This is a genomic window from Hymenobacter psychrotolerans DSM 18569 (genome assembly GCF_900142395.1).
Taxonomy (GTDB): domain Bacteria; phylum Bacteroidota; class Bacteroidia; order Cytophagales; family Hymenobacteraceae; genus Hymenobacter; species Hymenobacter psychrotolerans.
The window spans coordinates 1-17303 of sequence record NZ_FRAS01000031.1; the positions used below are offsets into that span (position 1 = coordinate 1).

Consider the following 17303-nt stretch of genomic DNA (forward strand, 5'->3'; position numbering starts at 1 on the left):
CACCTGCTGGTAGACCGGCGCGGCACACCGCTGGCCGTGCAGCTGAGCGGGGCTAACGCGCACGATTCGACCGTGTTTGCCGAATTGCTCGATGCTGTACCGGCCGTGCGCCAGCCTCGTGGCCGCCCGCGCAAGCGCCCCGGCAAGCTCCACGCCGACAAGGGCTACGACTACCGTAAGTGCCGTGTGGCCCTGCGCAGGCGCGGCATCAAGTGCCGCATCGCCCGCCGCGGCATTGAATCCAGCCAGCGGCTGGGGCGGCACCGCTGGGTGGTGGAGCGCACCTTTGCCTGGCTCAACCGCTTCCGCCGCGTGCGCGTGCGCTACGAACGACGCGACGACATCCACCTGGCCTTCACTTGGTTCGCCTGCGCACTCATCACCTGGAGAGCCGTTAAACGGTTTTGTTAGACACTCTTAGCCCGCTCAACTTCTTTTTGCACCCGTTCGTACTGCCTGCAAGCGTCAGACTCCTTTAGTCTGACGCTTTTCTTTTGCCTCATTTATGACTCAGCCTGCTGCCCCGCGCCCCACTCCTGCCCCGGTACTGCCCCCCGAAAACCGCCTGCTGGCCCTGCTCCGCCGCGCCGGGCTGCTCGACTGGTTTCTGCTGGGGCTGGTAGCGGCGGTGGTATTGGCCTACCTCGTGCCGGCGGTGGGCAGCCAGAGTAGTGTCATTCCCTGGAAGCTGATTACGACAGTGGGGGTAGCCCTGATTTTCTTCTTCTACGGGCTGAAGCTCAGCCTCGACAAGCTAAAGGCGGGCCTGCGCAACTGGCACCTGCACGTGGTGGTGCAGCTCATCACGTTTGTGGTGTTTCCGGTGCTGGCGCTGCTGGTGCGGCCGCTGTTTGAGGGTGCCAAGGGCGCGCAGCTCTGGCAAAGCATTTTCTTTCTGTGCACGCTGCCCAGCACGGTTTCTACCTCGGTAGTGATGGTGAGCATTGCGCGCGGCAATCTGCCGGCGGCCATCTTCAACGCCAGCATCAGCAGCCTGCTGGGCATTGTGCTCACGCCGCTCTGGGCCAGCCTGTTTCTGCACACCTCCGCCGACAGCGGCCACCTCTGGAACCTGGCCGCCAGCCTGGTGTGGCAGGTGGTGCTGCCGGTAGCGGCGGGTGTGCTGCTCAACCGCCGCTTCGGCCACTTTGCCGAGCAGCACAAAGGCGCGCTCCGCATCTCCGACCAGGTCGTGATTCTGCTGATTGTCTTCACGGCCTTCTGCGAGTCGTTTGAGGAAGGCATTTTCCGCACTTTTGCGGCCCGCGACATCCTGCTGCTGAGCCTGGGCATGATTGGACTTTACCTTGGTATCTTTGGAGTGGTGTGGGGGCTGAGCCGGGCACTGGGCTTCTCCCGCGAAGACCGGATTACGGCCCTGTTCTGCGGCTCCAAAAAGTCGTTAGTGCATGGCAGCGTAATGGCCAGCCTGCTGTTTCCGGGCATGGCTGCCACGGGGCTGCTGCTGCTGCCGCTTATGCTGTATCATGCCCTGCAGATTATGCTGGCCAGCATGATGGCCCAGCGCATGGGCCGGCAGGCCGAAGAACTACCGGCCACATCGGCCGCCTGATGTAGTCGGTATGGTCAGCGGCAGAGGCCAGGCATATAGGCCGGTTTGGATGTATGTTTGGGGCTGTTTTCTAGCCCAACTCTCCTATTCCCGGCATGAAGACACTTCTTCTCGTTTTTGCCTTATTTCTGGGAAGCCTGACTGCTGCCCATGCCCAGACGCCCACACAAAAGGTGTACGCGGCCGTGGTAAAAAATCAGCCGGAAGTGCTGGAAAGACTGCTGGCCGGCGGCGCCGATGCCAATGCGCCGGTGGAGATGATGCCCGGCTTTCCCACCAACTTCCTGATACTGGCGGCCGGCAACGGGCAGCTGGAGCTGGTGAAGATTCTGGTGAAGCACAAGGCGCAGATAGATCAAACCGACTCTTTTCAGGCAACGGCCCTGATGGCGGCAGCCGCGCAGGGCAGCCTGGAGGTGGTAGAGTTTCTGCTGGCCAATGGCGCCAACCCCAAAGCCAAAGACAAGGAAGGCAAGGACGTGCTGGCCAACGCCAAGGAAGGCGGCAACGCGGCCGTAGTCAAGCTGATCCAGACCAAAAGCCGCTAAGGCCGCTTTTACGCCGGAGGCTGCGGGCGCATCTGCAGCAGTCGCACTACCAGGCCCGTCCAGCCGGTTTGGTGGCTGGCCCCCAGGCCGTGGCCGGTGTCGCCGTGGAAGTACTCGTGGAAAAGCAGGTTGTCGCGGAAGTGCGGGTCGGTCTGCAGCAGCTCGTTGGTCCCGAAAGCGGGGCGGCGGCCGTCCTTATCTTTCAGCAGCAGGCGGGCGAGGCGGTCGGCCAGGGCAGCCGCTACCTGCTGCAGGTTGAGCAGCTGGCCGGAGCCGGTGGGGTACTCCACCTTGAAACTGTCGCCGTAGTAGAAATGGTAGCGCTGCAACGACTCGACGATGAGGAAGTTGATGGGCATCCAGAGCGGGCCGCGCCAGTTGCTGTTGCCGCCGAACATGCTGCTTTCAGCCTCGCCGGGCACGTACTGCACCACAAAATCGGCCTCCTCGGTGCTGAACACGTACGGCTGCTCCAGATGGTGGCGCGACATAGCCCGGATGCCGTAGTCGGAGAGAAACTCCTGCTCGTCGAGCATGCGGGTAAGCAGCTGCCGGAGGCGGGACTGCCGCAGCAAACCCAGCAGATGGCGGGCGCCGCGGCCGGGCTCCTGCCAGCGGCTCACCAGCTGGGCCAGATGAGGCCGGTTCTGCAGCAGCCACGTGGCGCGGGCCGTAAAGCCGGGCAGCGCATCCAGCATGTCCTGGTCTACCACTTCCACCGCAAACAGCGGAATCAGGCCCACGATGGAGCGGACTTTGAGCTTGGTGCGCGTTTCGTCGGGGGTGTGCAGCACGTCGTAGTAGAACCCGTCTTCTTCGTCCCAGAGGTTGAACAACCCGTCACCGCCGCGGGTCATGGCATCGGCGATGTAGAGGAAATGCTCGAAGAACTTACCGGCCATTTCCTCATACACGTGGTTGTGGCGGGCCAGCTCCATGGCAATGCGCATCATGTTGAGGGCAAACATGGCCATCCAGCTCGTGCCGTCCGACTGCTCGATGTAGCCGCCGGTGGGCAGCGGGGCGCTTCTATCAAACACCCCGATATTGTCCAGGCCCAGGAAGCCCCCCTCGAAGATGTTCTGCTCGCTCCGGTCTTTGCGGTTGACCCACCACGCAAAATTCAGGGCCAGTTTATGGAACATGGCTTCCAGAAATACCCGGTCGCCTTCGCCCTGGCGCAGCTTTTTGTCCATCTGGTACACGCGCCACGTAGCCCAGGCGTGCACGGGCGGGTTCACGTCGGAGAAATTCCACTCGTAGGCCGGCAGCTGGCCGTTGGGGTGCATGTAGCGGTCCAGGATGAACAGGCGGAGCTGCTGCTTGGCAAACTCGGTATCAACCATCGCCAGCGGAATGCAATGAAACGCCAGGTCCCAGGCCGCATACCACGGATACTCCCACTTGTCGGGCATGGAGATGATGTCGGCGTTGTGCAGGTGCTGCCACTGCCGGTTGCGCCCCTTCAGCCGCTCCGGCGGCGGCGGTAGCCCGGCCGGGTCGCCCTTGAGCCACTGCGTTACGTCGTAGTAGTAGAACTGCTTGCTCCAGAGCATGCCCGCAAAGGCCTGGCGCTGCACGTTGCGCGCGTCCGGGTCGGGGGGCAGGCTTTCCTGCAGGCAGTTGTAGAACTCGTCGGCTTCCTGCTGCCGCGCCCCAAAAAGGTGGTCGAAATCGGCGAAGGGCGTATCCTGCCAGGGCTGGCTCAGGCGCAGCCGGATGGTGTGGGCCTGCCCGGCCGGCAGACTCAGGCGGTAGCGGGCCGCCGCCTTGGTGCCCGTCTGCGCCGGATTGATGGCGCCCTGCTCGCCGTGCACCACGTAGTCGTTGATGCCGTCCTTGAAGTACATGCCCTCGGCGGGCAGCCCGTAGAGGCGGGTGCCGTTGGTGTCATTTTCGCAGAACAGCAGCTCCGGCGCTTCGGCGGAGTGGTGCGGCTCGCAGTAGAGGTGGTAGTGGCCCAGGTCGGGGTGCTCGGCGTGCACCGCACCGGGCTGCGAGAGGCGCATTTCGGGGCGGGCAGCGGCGGCGTCCCAGCTCCAGGTGTTGCGGAACCAGAGCTGCGGCAGCACCTGCACGTGGGCGCGCTTGGGGCCGCGGTTGTGTACCGTTATCTTAATCAGCAGGTCTTCGGGGCCGGCCTTGGCGTACTCGATGTACACATCGAAGTAGCGGCTTTTGTTGAAGATGCCGGTATCGAGCAGCTCGTATTCGGGCTCCTGGCGGGTGCGGCGGGCGTTTTCGCGCACCAGCTTCCGGTACGGAAACTTCGACTGCGGATACTTGTAGAGCATGCGCATGTAGGAGTGCGTGGGCGTACTATCGAGGTAGTAATACTGCTCCTTCACGTCCTCGCCGTGGTTGCCCTGGCCGTTGGTGAGGCCAAACAGGCGCTCTTTCAGCATTTCATCCTGCCCGTTCCAGAGGGCCACGCCAAAACACAGCAGCTGCCGGTCGTCGGAGATGCCGCCCAGGCCCTCTTCGCCCCAGCGGTAGGCTTTGCTGCGGGCCATGTCGTGGGTGATGTAGTCCCAGGCGTTGCCGCCGGCGCTGTAGTCTTCGCGCACGGTGCCCCACTGCCGCTCCGTGAGGTAGGGCCCGAACTTCTTCCAGGGGGTTGTGTCGGCGTTGGCTTCCGCTAAGCGTAGTTGTTCCTGCGTCATAAATAGGTAGCTCGTGGCCTTCCCGATACGGCCGGCGGCGTGGTACAGGCCCGAAACTGCTCCGGCCGAAGCCATCGGATGAAGTGTTGCCCTACTCACTTTTTCAGGAAAGGGTTGCTGTGGAGTCCGTCCTGGCTACTACGCCGGCCGCGCTGTTTCCGGCCACTTCCTGAGTGGAAGAGCGCCGAAATCATTACAGCAAAGCACTTCCACTGCGGAAGAGCGCCGAAACCATTACATCTGCCCACTTCCTCTGCGGAAGAGCACAGATACAATTACATCGGAGCACTTCCGGGCCGGAAGAGCCCGCATGTATTTATATCCGGGCACTTCCGGCCCGGAAGTGCTTCGATGTATTTGTATCCGGACACTTCCGGCCCGGAAGTGCTTCGATGTATTTGTATCCGGACACTTCCGGGGCTCTACCCCACCACAAAGGTGCGCATACTCATGCCCCCGAAGCTCACTTCCTCGTAGGCGTGGCGGATGTCGTCATCGGGCTCGGCCAGGGCCAGGCTGTAGAGCATCGGGATGTAGTGGTCGGGGGTGGGCACCGAGAGAGGGCCGCTGGCCCCGGCCTGCTGGTAGTGGGCCAGGGCGTGCAGGTCGCGCTGGTCGATTTTGGCTTTGGCCCACTCGTCGAACTCCTGGGCCCAGGCGTAGGGCGTGGCATCATCGGCCATCAGCTTGGGCATGCTCTGGCGCAGGTTGTGCACGATGTTGCCGCTGCCCAGAATGAGCACGCCGCGGCGGCGCAGAAACTGTAGCTGCCGGGAAAGCTCGGCGTGGTAGGTAATGGGCTTGTGGTAGTCGATGCTGAGCTGGAACACCGGAATATCGGCCTCCGGGAAGACGTGGTGCAGCACCGTCCAGGTGCCGTGGTCGAGGCCCCACTCGTCGGTGGGGTGCGCGTCGGGCAAGGCAGCCAGCACCTCGCGGGCCACATCGGGGGCGCCGGGCGCGGGGTACTGCATCTCGAACAGCTCCTGCGGGAAGCCGCCGAAGTCGTGGATGGTTTCGGGCCGCTCGTTCACGGCCACGAAGGTGCCGCGCGTCAGCCAGTGCGCCGACACCACCAGCACGGCCCGCGGCGGCTGCAGGTTGCGGATATCCCGGCCCAGCTGGTGCAGGGTCTGGGTGAAGGGGTTATCGGCCAGCGCATTCATGGGCGAGCCGTGGCCCACGAAGAGCACGGGCATTTTGGCCGTTTTCTGGAAGGAGCTGGCAGTTTTATGGAGGTCTTGCAGGGAGTTCATAGCAGTAGCGAAAGGCAGCACGGCCAGGGCTTTGAGGAAATCTTTGCGGTGCATGCGGTGGAAGATAAGTAGTACCTGACAAAGGTACCCCGGCGTAGATAGGGCTTCCTTGATGTATGATAAGAAACAACAGGCGTCACCTATAGTGCTGCTATCCGCAAGCCGCCCCCAACAACCAGAACGTCATGTCGAGCGAAGTCGAGACATCTCGCGTGCTGGTTGTTTTTTGACGTGACGTTCTGGTTATTTCCTGCAGTTTGCACGCCTCTGCCTAACCACCTCCTACCCCTCCCCCCACTATGCAACTCAAACTAGCCAGCCTAGAAGACATCGACGGGGTACTGGCCCTGCACCAGAAGTACCAGCTAGCCACTATTGCCGAGGAAGACAAGCCCGACGGCTTCGTGACGACGGCCTTTACCCGCGAGCAGCTCACGCAGCTGATTGAGCAGGAACAGGGTTTGTCCGTTGCCACGGACGAGGGGCAGGTGGTGGCCTACGTTATGGCGGCTTCGTGGCAGTTCTGGGCGGAGTGGCCGATTTTTGCCCACATGATTGCCGACTTACCGAACCTGGAATACGCCGGCTATCGACTGACTACGGAAAACTCCTACCAGTACGGCCCCGTCTGCGTCGATAAAGCCTACCGGGGTAGCGGCCTGCTGAAGCAGATTTTCGACTTCTCGCGGGCCCAGATGGCGACGCGCTATCCGGTGCTGGTCACGTTTATCAACCGCATCAATGGCCGCTCCTACGCCGCCCACACTCGCAAGCTGGGGCTGGCGGTTATCCGGGAGTTTGCCTTCAACGGCAACCAGTATTACGAGCTGGCCTGCGCAACCACAGCAAGAGTAAGCTGATACGGGTGTCGAGACGCAGCATAGTACGTCTCGTCGTGGAACGACAGGTTTCTGACGACCAGCTTCCCCAAGCCATACCCGCAAAGCAACAGCCACCCGCCCCAAGACGCACTATGTTGCGTCTCTACACCGGCCCGGTTCGGTACCCCAACGTCAGCACGCGAGATTCGTCGGCAAGCTCAGAATGACCGTTCTTATCGGCTGGGCACTGCTGCCGATATACCCTCAGCGTTGGTGCCGAACTTTCGGCAACTTGCCAGCCGATTCCGCTCCTACCCTACCAGTCCTGCCCTACCAGTCCTGCCCAAGCCTTCATGTCCCGCATCCTACCCACCATCGTGGGGGCGCAGTTTTTCTGCACCTCGCTGTGGTTTGCCGGCAACGCCGTAGCCCCGGATATAGCCGCTCAGCTCCATCAGCCACCGGGTTTTGTGGCCACGCTCACCAGCGCCGTGCAGCTGGGTTTCATCACCGGCACGCTCACCTTCGCCCTGCTGGCCCTCGCCGACCGGTTTTCGCCTTCGCGGGTGTTTTGCGTGAGTGCCCTGCTGGCGGCGGCCTGCAACCTGGGTGTAAACCTGAGCGGCATCGGGGCCCCGGAGCTACTGGCGCTGCGGTTCCTGACGGGGTTTTTCCTGGCCGGCATCTACCCCGTGGGCATGAAAATAGCCGCCGACTACTACCAGAGTGGCCTGGGAAAGTCGTTGGGGTTTCTGGTGGGGGCGCTGGTGCTGGGCACGGCGTTTCCGCACCTGCTGAAAGCGGCTACCGCCCAGCTGCCGTGGCAGTATGTGACGCTGGCCACCTCGGGGTTGGCGGTGCTGGGCGGGGTAGCGCTGGTGCTGCTCGTGCCCGATGGGCCCTACCGCCGCGCCGGGCAGCAGCTGCGGCTTACGGCGTTTCTGGCGGGGTTCCGGGAGCCGGCGTTTCGGGCGGCGGCGTTCGGCTACTTCGGGCACATGTGGGAGCTGTACACGTTTTGGGCCTTCGTGCCGGTGCTGCTGGCGGCCTACAACCGCCTCCACCCCAGCGTGGCGCTGCCGGTGCCGCTGCTCTCGTTTCTGATCATTGGGGTGGGGAGCGTGGCCTGCGTGGGCAGCGGGCTGCTCTCGCAGCGGCTGGGGCCGCGCCCGGTGGCTACGGCGGCGCTGGCTTTGTCGGGGGTGTGCTGCGTGGTGTCGCCGCTGGTGCTGGGGAGTGGCTCGGTGGCGCTGCTGCTGGGGTTTCTGTTTTTCTGGGGGGTAGTGGTGGTGGCCGATTCGCCGCTGTTCTCGACGCTGGTGGCGCAGAACGCGCCGGCCGCCTCGCGGGGCACTTCGCTCACCATCGTCAACTGCCTGGGCTTTGCCCTCACCATTGCCAGCATTCAGCTGACCAGCCTGCTGGCCCGCAGCGTGCCTCCGCCGTATCTGCTGCTGCCGCTGACCGTGGGGCCGGCACTGGGGCTGTGGGGGTTGCGGCGTAGGCGGCAGGATGATTTAGATTGAACTTAGGTTATATTGCCATAAATAGGCCATTGCATAGGTTTACTGAACTATACAATGTGAACGGAATTAATAATCTACAAACCTTATGAACCAAAAAGTAGTAGCATTTGCAGACGAGTTCGGGAATAATTCATTTGACTTTCAAAACCAAGGAAGTCATTTTATTATAGCCACAGTCATTACAAAGCCAGAAAAAATAGACTCTCTAAGAGAAGGAATCAACGAAATAAGAAAAAAACACAACTTTCAATCAGGCGAGATTAAATCTAGTAAAGTAGGTCCTAATCACGTACGACGTAAAAAAATCCTTGAAGACATAGCAAAGTTAGATATTTCTATATATGCCGTAGTATTTGACAAAAGAAAATTATCAGGACAGGGATTCAACTACAAGAAATCATTCTATAAATTTTTAAATAATCTTCTTTACAAAGAACTCTTTAGAACATTTCCTAACCTTGACTTAAAGGTGGATGAACATGGAGGAAATGATTTTATGCGGGAGTTTAAAAAGTATGTAGACAAGGACCATTTACTTAGCTTATTCTCTGATTCCGATTTCAGCATTACAAACAGCAAAAACAGCGAGTTTATTCAACTAGCAGATTTTATTGCAGGAACCTTAGGGTATATATACGACGAATTAAAAAAATCAGAACATAGCCACACATTTCAACAAATTCTTTCTCCAAAAATAAGCAGCATAAATTATTTTCCGAAAGACTTTTCCTTTAAAGAATTTAAAGAATCCAATATTGATAATTCTTTTGATGAAAGGATAGCAGAATTATGCTTTCTACGAGTTCAGAATTTTCTTGACAAGCATATAGGCGACAGTCAGCAACGAGCAGATCAAATCAACTTTCTCAAACTTCTGCTTTGGCTACAGAGAGCAAATCCTAGAAACAGGTATATTACTTCACACGAAATATTTAGTCACTTAAATCAGAATAGATATGAAAGAATACAAGAAGAGTACTTTAGAACAAAGGTAGTTGGCAACCTGAGAGACAATGGAGTATTAATCGCCTCTGGCAGAGAGGGATATAAGATACCAATATCAGCAAAGGATTTAGACACATTTATAAACCATGGTAAAAGGATCATCCTACCGATGGTTAACCGGATAAAAGAAGCCAGAAAAGCTATAAAACTAGCTACAGGAAATGAGCTAGACCTGCTCGATAGAGTCGAATACTTAGAATTGAGAAAAATGCTAGATGAAATAGAAAGGGATTGAGTAAACCAATTAAATAACGGCTCTTCCCTAAAATCTGAAATAAAGTTCTGCCTACTTACCACTCCACCAAAAAGCCCCGGCACCTTATGGCACCGGGGCTTTTCTGTGCTACGGCAGGCTGGATTACAGCAGCTTGTCCAGATAAATCGGGAGTTCACGGACGCGCTTGCCAGTGGCGTGGTACACGGCGTTGGTGATGGCGGCGGCTACGCCCAGCAGGCCCACTTCGCCTACCCCCTTCACGCCCAGTGGATTCACAATATCGTCTTCCTCCTCCACGAACAGCACCTCCATGTCGTGGATATCGGCCTGCACGGGGATGTGGTACTCCGAGTAGTTGTGGTTCATGTAGCGCCCAAACTGGTGGTCCATCACGGTTTCCTCCATCAGGGCCATGCTGATGCCCCACACAATGGAGCCGAGCACCTGCGAGCGGGCGGTTTTGGGGTTCAGGATGCGGCCGGCGGCCACGGCGTTGAGCACGCGCGTGACGTGCACCGTCCCAAATTCCTCATCTACCTCCACCTCCACAAACACGGCGTTGTGCGAGTGCATGGAGTGGTTGGCCTGCTTGAGCATGTTGGGTGCGGCCGAGCTATCCGTTTCCAGCTTGGTTTCGCCGCTGGCCTGCAGCACGTCGCGGAGTACCACGGCGTTGGCGGGGTCCTGGCGCAGGCGGATCTGGCCGTTCACGAACTCCACTTCGTCCAGGCTGGCGCCTTTCAGGGGCGAGCCTTCCATCTTCTGAGCCAGCTTGAGCAGCTTCTCGCCGAGGGCTTCGCACACGTTTTTCACGGCCGTACCCACCGAGGCGGCGGTCCAGGAGCCGCCCTGCACGGGGGCTTCGGGCATGTCGGTGTCGCCGAGCTTGAAGGTGACGGCCTCCAGAGGCAGGCCCAGGGTTTCGGCCGCAATCTGGGTCATGATGGTGTAGGTACCCGTCCCGATGTCTGCGGTGGCGCTGGAAACCAGCAGCTTACCGTCGGCGGTGAGGGTAGCCTTGGCGGCGGCTTTCTTCTGGGTGGCATCCCACACGCCCCCGGCCATGCCGTAGCCCACCAGGCGGTTGCCTTTGCGCATGGAGCGCGGCTCCGGGTTGCGCTGGTCCCAGCCGAACTTGGCCGCGCCCTGATGGTAGCAGTCGCGCAGGCGCTTGCTGGAGAAGGGCTTGCCGGCGTTCTGGTCCTGCTCGGCGTAGTTGCGGATGCGGAAGTCGATGGGGTCGAGGCCGGCGGCGACGGCCATTTCGTCCATGGCTACTTCCAGGGCGAAAGAGCCGGTGGCGGCGCCGGGCGCGCGCATATCCTGGGGCGTAAATACATCCAGCTTGGCCAGCTGGTAGCCCAGCTTCACGTTTTCGCACTGGTAGAGCATGCCGCTCCAGTTCACCACGTTTTCGGTGTACTCCTCAAACTGCGAGGTTTCGTGGAGGGCGTGGTGCTGCAGGGCGGCCAGAGTGCCATCGGGGTTGGTGCCCAGCTTCACGTATTGCAGGGTGTGGGGCCGGTGGCCGAAGCTGAACATCTGCTGGCGCGTGAGCGTGACGCGCACCGAGCGTTTCAGCTCCAGGGAGGCCAGCACAGCCAGAAACACCGAGTACTGCGGCCGCAGGCCCGAGCCGAAGCCGCCGCCCATGTATTGGTTGATTACCCGGCAGTCGTCTTTGCTCAGCCCAAAGATTTTGGTGAGGTAGTTCTGCACGTTTACTACCCCCTGGGTCTTGTCATAGACCGTCAGCTTCTTGTCGCCGCGCCACTCCACGGTGGCCCCATACAGTTCCATGGGGTTGTGGTGCTGGGCGCCGTGCACGTACTCGTGCTCGATGCGGTGCTCGGCCTCTGCCCAGGCTTTGTCGGGGTTGCCGCGGGGCGGCGGTGGCGGCATCCAGCCGCTTTTGCCGGTGCCGGGCTCGAAGCCTTCGTCGCGCTTGGCTTCGATGTCGGTTTCGTGCTTCTCCTCTTCGTAGTCGATGCGCAGCACCGCGGAGGCGTAGCGGGCCAGCTCCAGCGTTTCGGCCACTACCAGGGCAATGGGCTGTTGGTTGAACTGGATTTTGTCTTCGTGCAGGGGCCGGAAGGGCGAGCCGCCGGGGGCCACATCGTCTTTGTAGTTGCGGTCGAACCAGGCCAGACTGGGCACGTTTTCGTGCGAAAATACCTGCAGCACGCCCGGAATGGCCAGCACTTCGTCGGCATGTACTTTGGTAATGCGGCCTTTGGCAATGGAGCTACTCACGACCCAGCCATAGGCCATGTTAGGCACCTGAAACTCGGCGGCGTAGGTGGCGGCGCCCGTCACCTTGGCCGGGCCGTCAACCCGACTCGTGGGCTTGCCGATATAGTTGGTCGTGCTCATGGATTCGAGTTTAAAAAGACGTCGGATGCGTGCTGGCTGCCTTCGGCGGCTTGCTTGAGGGCGCGCACAATGGCGCGGCGGGCCAGCTCAATCTTGAAGTTGTTGGAGCCGTAGCCCTGAGCGCCTTCCACCACTTTGGCAGCGGCGCGGGCGAAGGTTTCGGGGGTGGCGGGCTGACCTTTGAGCAGATTTTCGGCCTCCTGGTCGCGCCAGGGCTTGTGGGCCACGCCGCCCAGGGCCAGGCGGGCATCGGTGATGGTATTGCCGTCCAGCTCCAGAGCCGCCGCCACCGATACCAGGGCAAAGGCATAGGAGTTTCGGTCGCGGAGCTTGAGGTAGCTGAAGTTCTTCTCGAAGCCTTTGGCGGGCAGATCGAGGCCGGTAATCAGCTCACCGGGTTCCAGGTTGTTGTCGCGCTCCGGGGTGTTGCCGGGCAGGCGGTGGAAATCCTCAAACGGAATGGTCCGCTCGCCGCTGGGCCCGCTCACGCGCACTGTGGCGGCTAGAGCGGCCAGGGCAACGCACATATCCGAAGGGTGGGTGGCAATGCACTGCTCACTGGTGCCCAAAATGGCATGAATGCGGTTGAAGCCCCCGATGGCGCTGCAGCCTGAGCCGGGCTCCCGCTTGTTGCAGGGCGTGGCCGTGTCGTAGAAATAGTAGCAGCGGGTGCGCTGCATGAGGTTGCCGCCGTTGGTGGCCATGTTGCGCAGCTGCGGCGACGCGCCGGCCAGAATAGCCTGGTTCAGCAGCGGGTAACGGCGCTTTACTTCCTCGTTCCAGGCCGTATCGGCGTTGGTGGCGAGGGCGCCCAGGCGCAGGCCGCCTTCGGGGGTAGGTTCAATGGCGGTCAGCGGCAGCTTGTTCAGCCCCACCAGGTGGGTAGGGCGCGCCACGTTTTCCTTCATCAGGTCGAGCAGGTTGGTGCCGCCCCCGATGTAGGCCGCGCCCTCGTGGCTGGCGTTGTCGCGCACGGCGTCCTCGACGGCCGTAACGCTGGAGTAAGTGAATGGGTTCATGGTCTCGGGTGATGAGGTGATAAAGCAGATTGTGAGGCAGTTGAAAGAGTGCAGCTGCTACTAGCTTGACAGCAGCTTACTTCATCACCTTTTACCTCTTCACCTCATTACTTTTCGCATCCACCACTTCCTTCACCGCATTCAGAATGCCGGCGTAGGCGCCGCAACGGCAGAGGTTGCCGCTCATGTGCTCCTTGATTTCCTCCTCGGTGTGGGCCCGGCCTTCGTTGATGAGGCCCTGAGCCGAGCAGATCTGACCCGGCGTGCAGTAGCCGCACTGGAAAGCGTCGTGGTCGATGAAGGCCTGCTGCAGCGGGTGCAGAGTTGACTGGCTGCCCAGGCCCTCGATGGTGGTGATGTCGTGGTCTTCGTGCATCACGGCCAGGGAGAGGCAGCTGTTGATGCGCTTGCCGTTTACCAGCACCGTGCAGGCCCCGCACTGGCCATGGTCGCAGCCTTTTTTGGTGCCGGTCAGGTGCACGTATTCGCGCAGGGCATCGAGCAGAGTGGTCCAGGGCGCAATCTGGAGCGTGTGCTGCTGGCCGTTGATGGTGAGGCGCACCGTGCCCGTGGGAGGCGGCGCGGCCACTCCGGCAGCCCCCGCTGCGGAGGAAGTGGATGGGTGTAGCATAGAGAAAGAACAGGAAGGCGTTGAGGTACGGAGAAAACACGGGCCGTCCGGCTCATCAGAGCCCAACAGCCTGCTTGCTTACGCCTGTGCCGGCCGCCGCGTTCCGCCGGGCGGCGTATTTGTCCTGCTTAGAATCCTATATTTCGATTGGCCTAACAATGACCCTTTAACTATCAGTCAGTTAATTACATATACATAATGATTCTAAATTACGTATCGAAGCGGCAGAAGCTTCGCGACATAGCCTACGGCCTCCGCTGCACGCCCGAAAAACGGCATGTCCTAACTAGCAACCGCTAGCACTTGTAGAGACGCAACAGCTTGCGTCTCGCCGTTGAACGAACAACCCGGAATTGGCAAAGTAAATGACCTTAGCCACGGCGAGACGCAAGATATTGTGTCTCCACAGCCGGTGCTTTCTTGGTAGCACCTCTACCCCTCCCCCCGAGCCAGCTCGCCCCGGATGCGGCTCAGGGATTCGGGCGTGATGCCGAGGTAGGCGGCAATGTGGCGCTGCGGCAGCCGCCGGGCCAGCGTGGGGTAAAGCTGCAGAAACTCCTGATACCGCACCTCGGCCGGTTCGCTGAGCACCCCAATCAGGCGGCGCTGCAGGGCCACCAGGCTGTTTTGCAGCAGCTGGTAAAACAGCGCCTGAAACCCGGGCCCCAAGGACTGCAGCCGCGCATAGAACTCCGCCCCGAACACCAGCACCTCGGAGTCTTCCAGGGCATCAATGGAAAACAGGGCCGGCTGCTGCCGCGTGAGGCTGTGCTGGTCGGAAATCCACCAGTTTTCGGGTGCGAACTGCAGGATGTGCTCCTTCTGGCGCTCATCCGTGACGAAGCCGCGCAGGCAGCCTTGCAGCACGAAAGCACCGAAGCGCCCTACCTCCCCCTGGCGCACCAACACCTCGTGCCGGGCCAGGCGGCGCGGCGTGAGCAGGCTTTCCAGCTCGGTGAGCTGGGTTTCGGAGAGGGGCAGGTTGTGCTGCCGGAAATAGGTACGGAGGGTGTCGGGCATGGAGGGCAAGAAAGGCAGAAGTTAGTTACCCGTCTACTTTTCTGCTCAGGATGACGGACAATTTTCACCGGCTACCGTTTTCACAGCCCATACGTCATCTGCAGGTAGTACAATCCGCCGACGCCGGGGCCGCCGAGGTAGCTCACGTAGTAGTGGTTCAGGAGGTTGCTGGCGCCGAGCTTCAGGCGCAGATTGGGGGTAGGCAGGCGGTAGCTGACCTGGGCATCGAGGGTACTGTAGGCGGGCACGTAGCCAGTTACCAGGAAGGTCTGGGAGTAATAGCGTGCCTGCCAGCGGAAGTTGAGGCCAAAGCCGAAGTTCTTGATTACATCCTCATTGCCCAGGCTCAGGTTGTAGGCCCAGCGCGGGGTGTTGAAGCCATCTTCCAGCCCATCGGCAGACTCGGTGCGGTCGAGGCGGGCGTAGGTGACGCTGGCGCCGGCCAGGTAGCCGCCCGCTACGTCGTAGCGCAGGCCCAGGGAGCCGCCGTAGTTGTACACCTGGCTTTGGGAGTTGGTCCAGAGGCGGTAGCGCGCCTGGCCGGCGCGGGCGCTCAGAGCGGTAGCTACGGCGCCTAGGTCGGCACCGGCAGCAAGCGGCTCGCCGGCAGCATTCACGGGCACGTAGGCTTCTACCTGGGCAATAAAGTCGCGGTAGGTATTGTAGTAGAAGTCCACGTCGGTCAGCAGGTGGCCACCGGGCAGCAGGGCCGCCTTATAGCCCAGCTCCAGGGACCTGATGTGCTCGGGCAGCAGGTAGGTGTAGGGGTTCTTCACCAGCAGCTGTTGGTTGCGGGCAATGGCCTGGCTGCGCGAGAGGCCACCGGTGTTCACGTCGCGCGTGACGGCCGCGCCAAAGGCATCGATGGAGCTGCGCAGGTAGCTATTCTCAAACACTCCGTCCGACATCACCCGCAGCCCCCCGATGCGCTTTACCTGCCCGCTGTTCACATTGGAAAACCCTTCAAACAAGCTCGGGAAACGGTAGCCACTCTGGTAGCTCAGCCGGAAGTTGTGGCGCTGGGTAGGCGAGTACACCGCCGTGAAGCGCGGGTTGAAGCGGGCGGAGAAGTAGTCGTTCTTGTCGGCGCGCAGGGTAGCCGTGAGGCGGATTTTCTGCTCCAGCAGCCGCGCCCCGGCCTGCACGAAGCCGCCGGTTTTGCCGTAGGTGAGCGTGCTGTAGGGGTCCTCCCCTTGCTCGGGATTGATGAAATAGTTGCCGTCGGGCTGAATGAAATAGGTGCGGTGGTCGAGCCCCACCAGCAGGTCGGCCCAGGCGGGCAGGCCCTTGGTGTCCCGGCGCAGGGCCTCCCCCACGTTCACCTGACCCTCGGCGTGGAGCAGGCCAGCCCGTACGCGCAGGGCCGCGCCCTGGTCCCAGTTGTTGATGTCGGCCAGCTCGCGCAGGCGCTGCTGAAACGCGGGGGTGCCGGGCTGCAGGCGGCCCGCATCGGCGGCAGCGCGGGCCGCGGCGTGGGCCTGTGCTACGGTATGGCCGTCCTGCGTAGCCCGGTTCCAGGCCGAGGTATATTCCCGGTTCCAGTCGGCGTCGGACTTGAAGCTGCGGTCCAGGTTTTCGGCCATAGAGCGCAGGTTGTAGCTGCGGCCGGTATTTTCCCGGGTGAAGTAGGCGCGGGCCTGCACCACGGGCGTAGTCAGCTGCAGGGCGTGCTGCTGTAGGTGGTACTTGCTGAGCTGAAACCGGTTGCTGCGCTGGTACACGTTGTCGAAGTTGGCGCCCCGATAGGTGTAGGCCAGCTCGGCGCGGGGGTTCAGCTTGTAATGCAGGGCCGCGTCGTAGCGCAGGGTGTGCAGGCGGTAGTCCACCACGTCCTGCTCCCGGTAGCCGGTGCGGGCCACCTGGTAGGTTTTGCCGCCTAACGTCAGGTTAGAGCGGTTCGAGGATTCGTTGCCGTAGCTGCCCACCGGGTCACGGGCGGGGTTATCGGGACCCAGCAGGCCGGTGGTGGCGTTGCCGTTGGGGTTGATATCGGTAGGGTCACTGGCCATCCAGTCGTAGCCGCGCAGGTAGGTGCCGTTCACCTTGAAGGCGAGCTTCGGGCTTACGGCTTTGGCGTAGCGCACACTGGTTTCGGAGAAGACGTGCGCGCCTGTGTTGGCGTCGTTTACATGGTTCGCCCCTGCCTTCTGCTGCACGCTGAGCCCCTCACTGCGAAACGGGTTACGGGTGCTGAAATTGGTCAAGCCGTTGATGGCGTTCAGCCCGTACAACGCGGCCGCCGTGCCCGGCACGATTTCCACGGCCTGAATATCCAGGTCACTCGGGCCCAGCACGTTGCCGATGGGCCCACCGATATGGGGCGCCTGGTTGTCGATGCCATCCACGAGCTGAGCGAAGCGCACGTTGGTGGTATTGCTGAAGCCTCGGGCGTTTATCACCTTGAAGCCCAGGCTGGGCGTAATCACCTGCACACCCTTCACGTGCTCAATGGCCTCGAAAAACGACGGGGCCGGCGTCAGGCGCAGCTGCCGTGCCGTCAGCTTCTCCACCGTCACCGGCGACTGCAGGATACTTTCCTCCACCTTCGAGGCGGCCACCACTACCTCACCCAGCTGCTGCACCCGGCGGGTAGTATCGGGTGGCGCGGTGGAAATAAGCAGAAGCAGAGTAGTGTGGAGCATGCGTTATAT

Annotated in this window: 13 protein-coding genes; 6 read left to right on the forward strand and 7 right to left on the reverse strand. The window is 61.0% G+C overall.

Annotated elements, in window-relative coordinates; all coding sequences use genetic code 11:
• The 3 genes from BUE15_RS19045 to BUE15_RS19055 all read left to right on the forward strand — a co-directional run.
• Positions 1–411 (forward strand): IS5 family transposase (locus tag BUE15_RS19045; RefSeq protein ID WP_139252435.1); only part of this gene is annotated, 411 nt, incomplete at its 5' end.
• Between the two features lie 94 nt (positions 412–505).
• On the forward strand, positions 506–1573 hold the full coding sequence (locus BUE15_RS19050) for a bile acid:sodium symporter family protein (RefSeq protein WP_073288515.1): 1068 nt from the start codon (positions 506–508) through the stop codon (positions 1571–1573).
• A 95-nt stretch (positions 1574–1668) separates the two neighbouring features.
• A complete protein-coding gene (locus BUE15_RS19055; RefSeq protein WP_073288517.1) occupies positions 1669–2121 on the forward strand; it encodes an ankyrin repeat domain-containing protein in 453 nt (150 codons plus the stop codon).
• Between the two features lie 8 nt (positions 2122–2129).
• On the opposite strand, the gene BUE15_RS19060 is transcribed toward BUE15_RS19055, so the two are convergent.
• Together BUE15_RS19060 and ygiD are read right to left on the reverse strand one after the other, a co-directional pair.
• Positions 2130–4784, reverse strand: coding sequence for an MGH1-like glycoside hydrolase domain-containing protein (locus tag BUE15_RS19060; protein WP_073288563.1), 2655 nt, complete (start codon positions 4782–4784; stop codon positions 2130–2132).
• 422 nt (positions 4785–5206) lie between these two features.
• Positions 5207–6094, reverse strand: coding sequence for a 4,5-DOPA-extradiol-dioxygenase (gene ygiD / locus BUE15_RS19065; RefSeq protein WP_073288519.1), 888 nt, complete (start codon positions 6092–6094; stop codon positions 5207–5209).
• 245 nt (positions 6095–6339) lie between these two features.
• Between ygiD and BUE15_RS19070 the strand changes: the two genes are divergently transcribed.
• The 3 genes from BUE15_RS19070 to BUE15_RS19080 all read left to right on the forward strand — a co-directional run bounded on the left by BUE15_RS19070 (position 6340) and on the right by BUE15_RS19080 (position 9627).
• The gene (locus BUE15_RS19070; RefSeq protein WP_073288521.1) at positions 6340–6900 is read left to right on the forward strand and encodes a GNAT family N-acetyltransferase; all 561 of its coding nucleotides are present in this window, start codon (positions 6340–6342) and stop codon (positions 6898–6900) included.
• A 314-nt stretch (positions 6901–7214) separates the two neighbouring features.
• Entirely contained in the window at positions 7215–8387 is a 1173-nt protein-coding gene (locus tag BUE15_RS19075) for an MFS transporter (protein WP_073288522.1), read from the forward strand.
• An 85-nt stretch (positions 8388–8472) separates the two neighbouring features.
• Positions 8473–9627 (forward strand): DUF3800 domain-containing protein, encoded by a 1155-nt coding sequence (locus BUE15_RS19080; RefSeq protein ID WP_073288524.1) that lies wholly within the window; start codon positions 8473–8475, stop codon positions 9625–9627.
• 123 nt (positions 9628–9750) lie between these two features.
• On the opposite strand, the gene BUE15_RS19085 is transcribed toward BUE15_RS19080, so the two are convergent.
• From BUE15_RS19085 to BUE15_RS19105, 5 genes are all read right to left on the reverse strand, one after another.
• Positions 9751–11982 carry a xanthine dehydrogenase family protein molybdopterin-binding subunit gene (locus BUE15_RS19085; protein WP_073288526.1) on the reverse strand — a complete coding sequence of 744 codons (2232 nt, stop codon included), beginning with the start codon at positions 11980–11982 and terminating at the stop codon, positions 9751–9753.
• The gene (locus BUE15_RS19090; RefSeq protein ID WP_073288528.1) at positions 11979–13001 is read right to left on the reverse strand and encodes an FAD binding domain-containing protein; all 1023 of its coding nucleotides are present in this window, start codon (positions 12999–13001) and stop codon (positions 11979–11981) included. The genes BUE15_RS19085 and BUE15_RS19090 overlap by 4 nt, the downstream gene beginning before the upstream one ends.
• Before the next feature lie 91 nt (positions 13002–13092).
• Positions 13093–13632, reverse strand: a complete 540-nt coding sequence (locus BUE15_RS19095) for a (2Fe-2S)-binding protein (protein ID WP_073288530.1) — start codon at positions 13630–13632, stop codon at positions 13093–13095.
• Between the two features lie 432 nt (positions 13633–14064).
• The gene (locus BUE15_RS19100; protein ID WP_073288532.1) at positions 14065–14652 is read right to left on the reverse strand and encodes a Crp/Fnr family transcriptional regulator; all 588 of its coding nucleotides are present in this window, start codon (positions 14650–14652) and stop codon (positions 14065–14067) included.
• Between the two features lie 80 nt (positions 14653–14732).
• Entirely contained in the window at positions 14733–17294 is a 2562-nt protein-coding gene (locus BUE15_RS19105; protein ID WP_073288533.1) for a TonB-dependent receptor, read from the reverse strand.
• Positions 17295–17303: the final 9 nt, after the last annotated feature.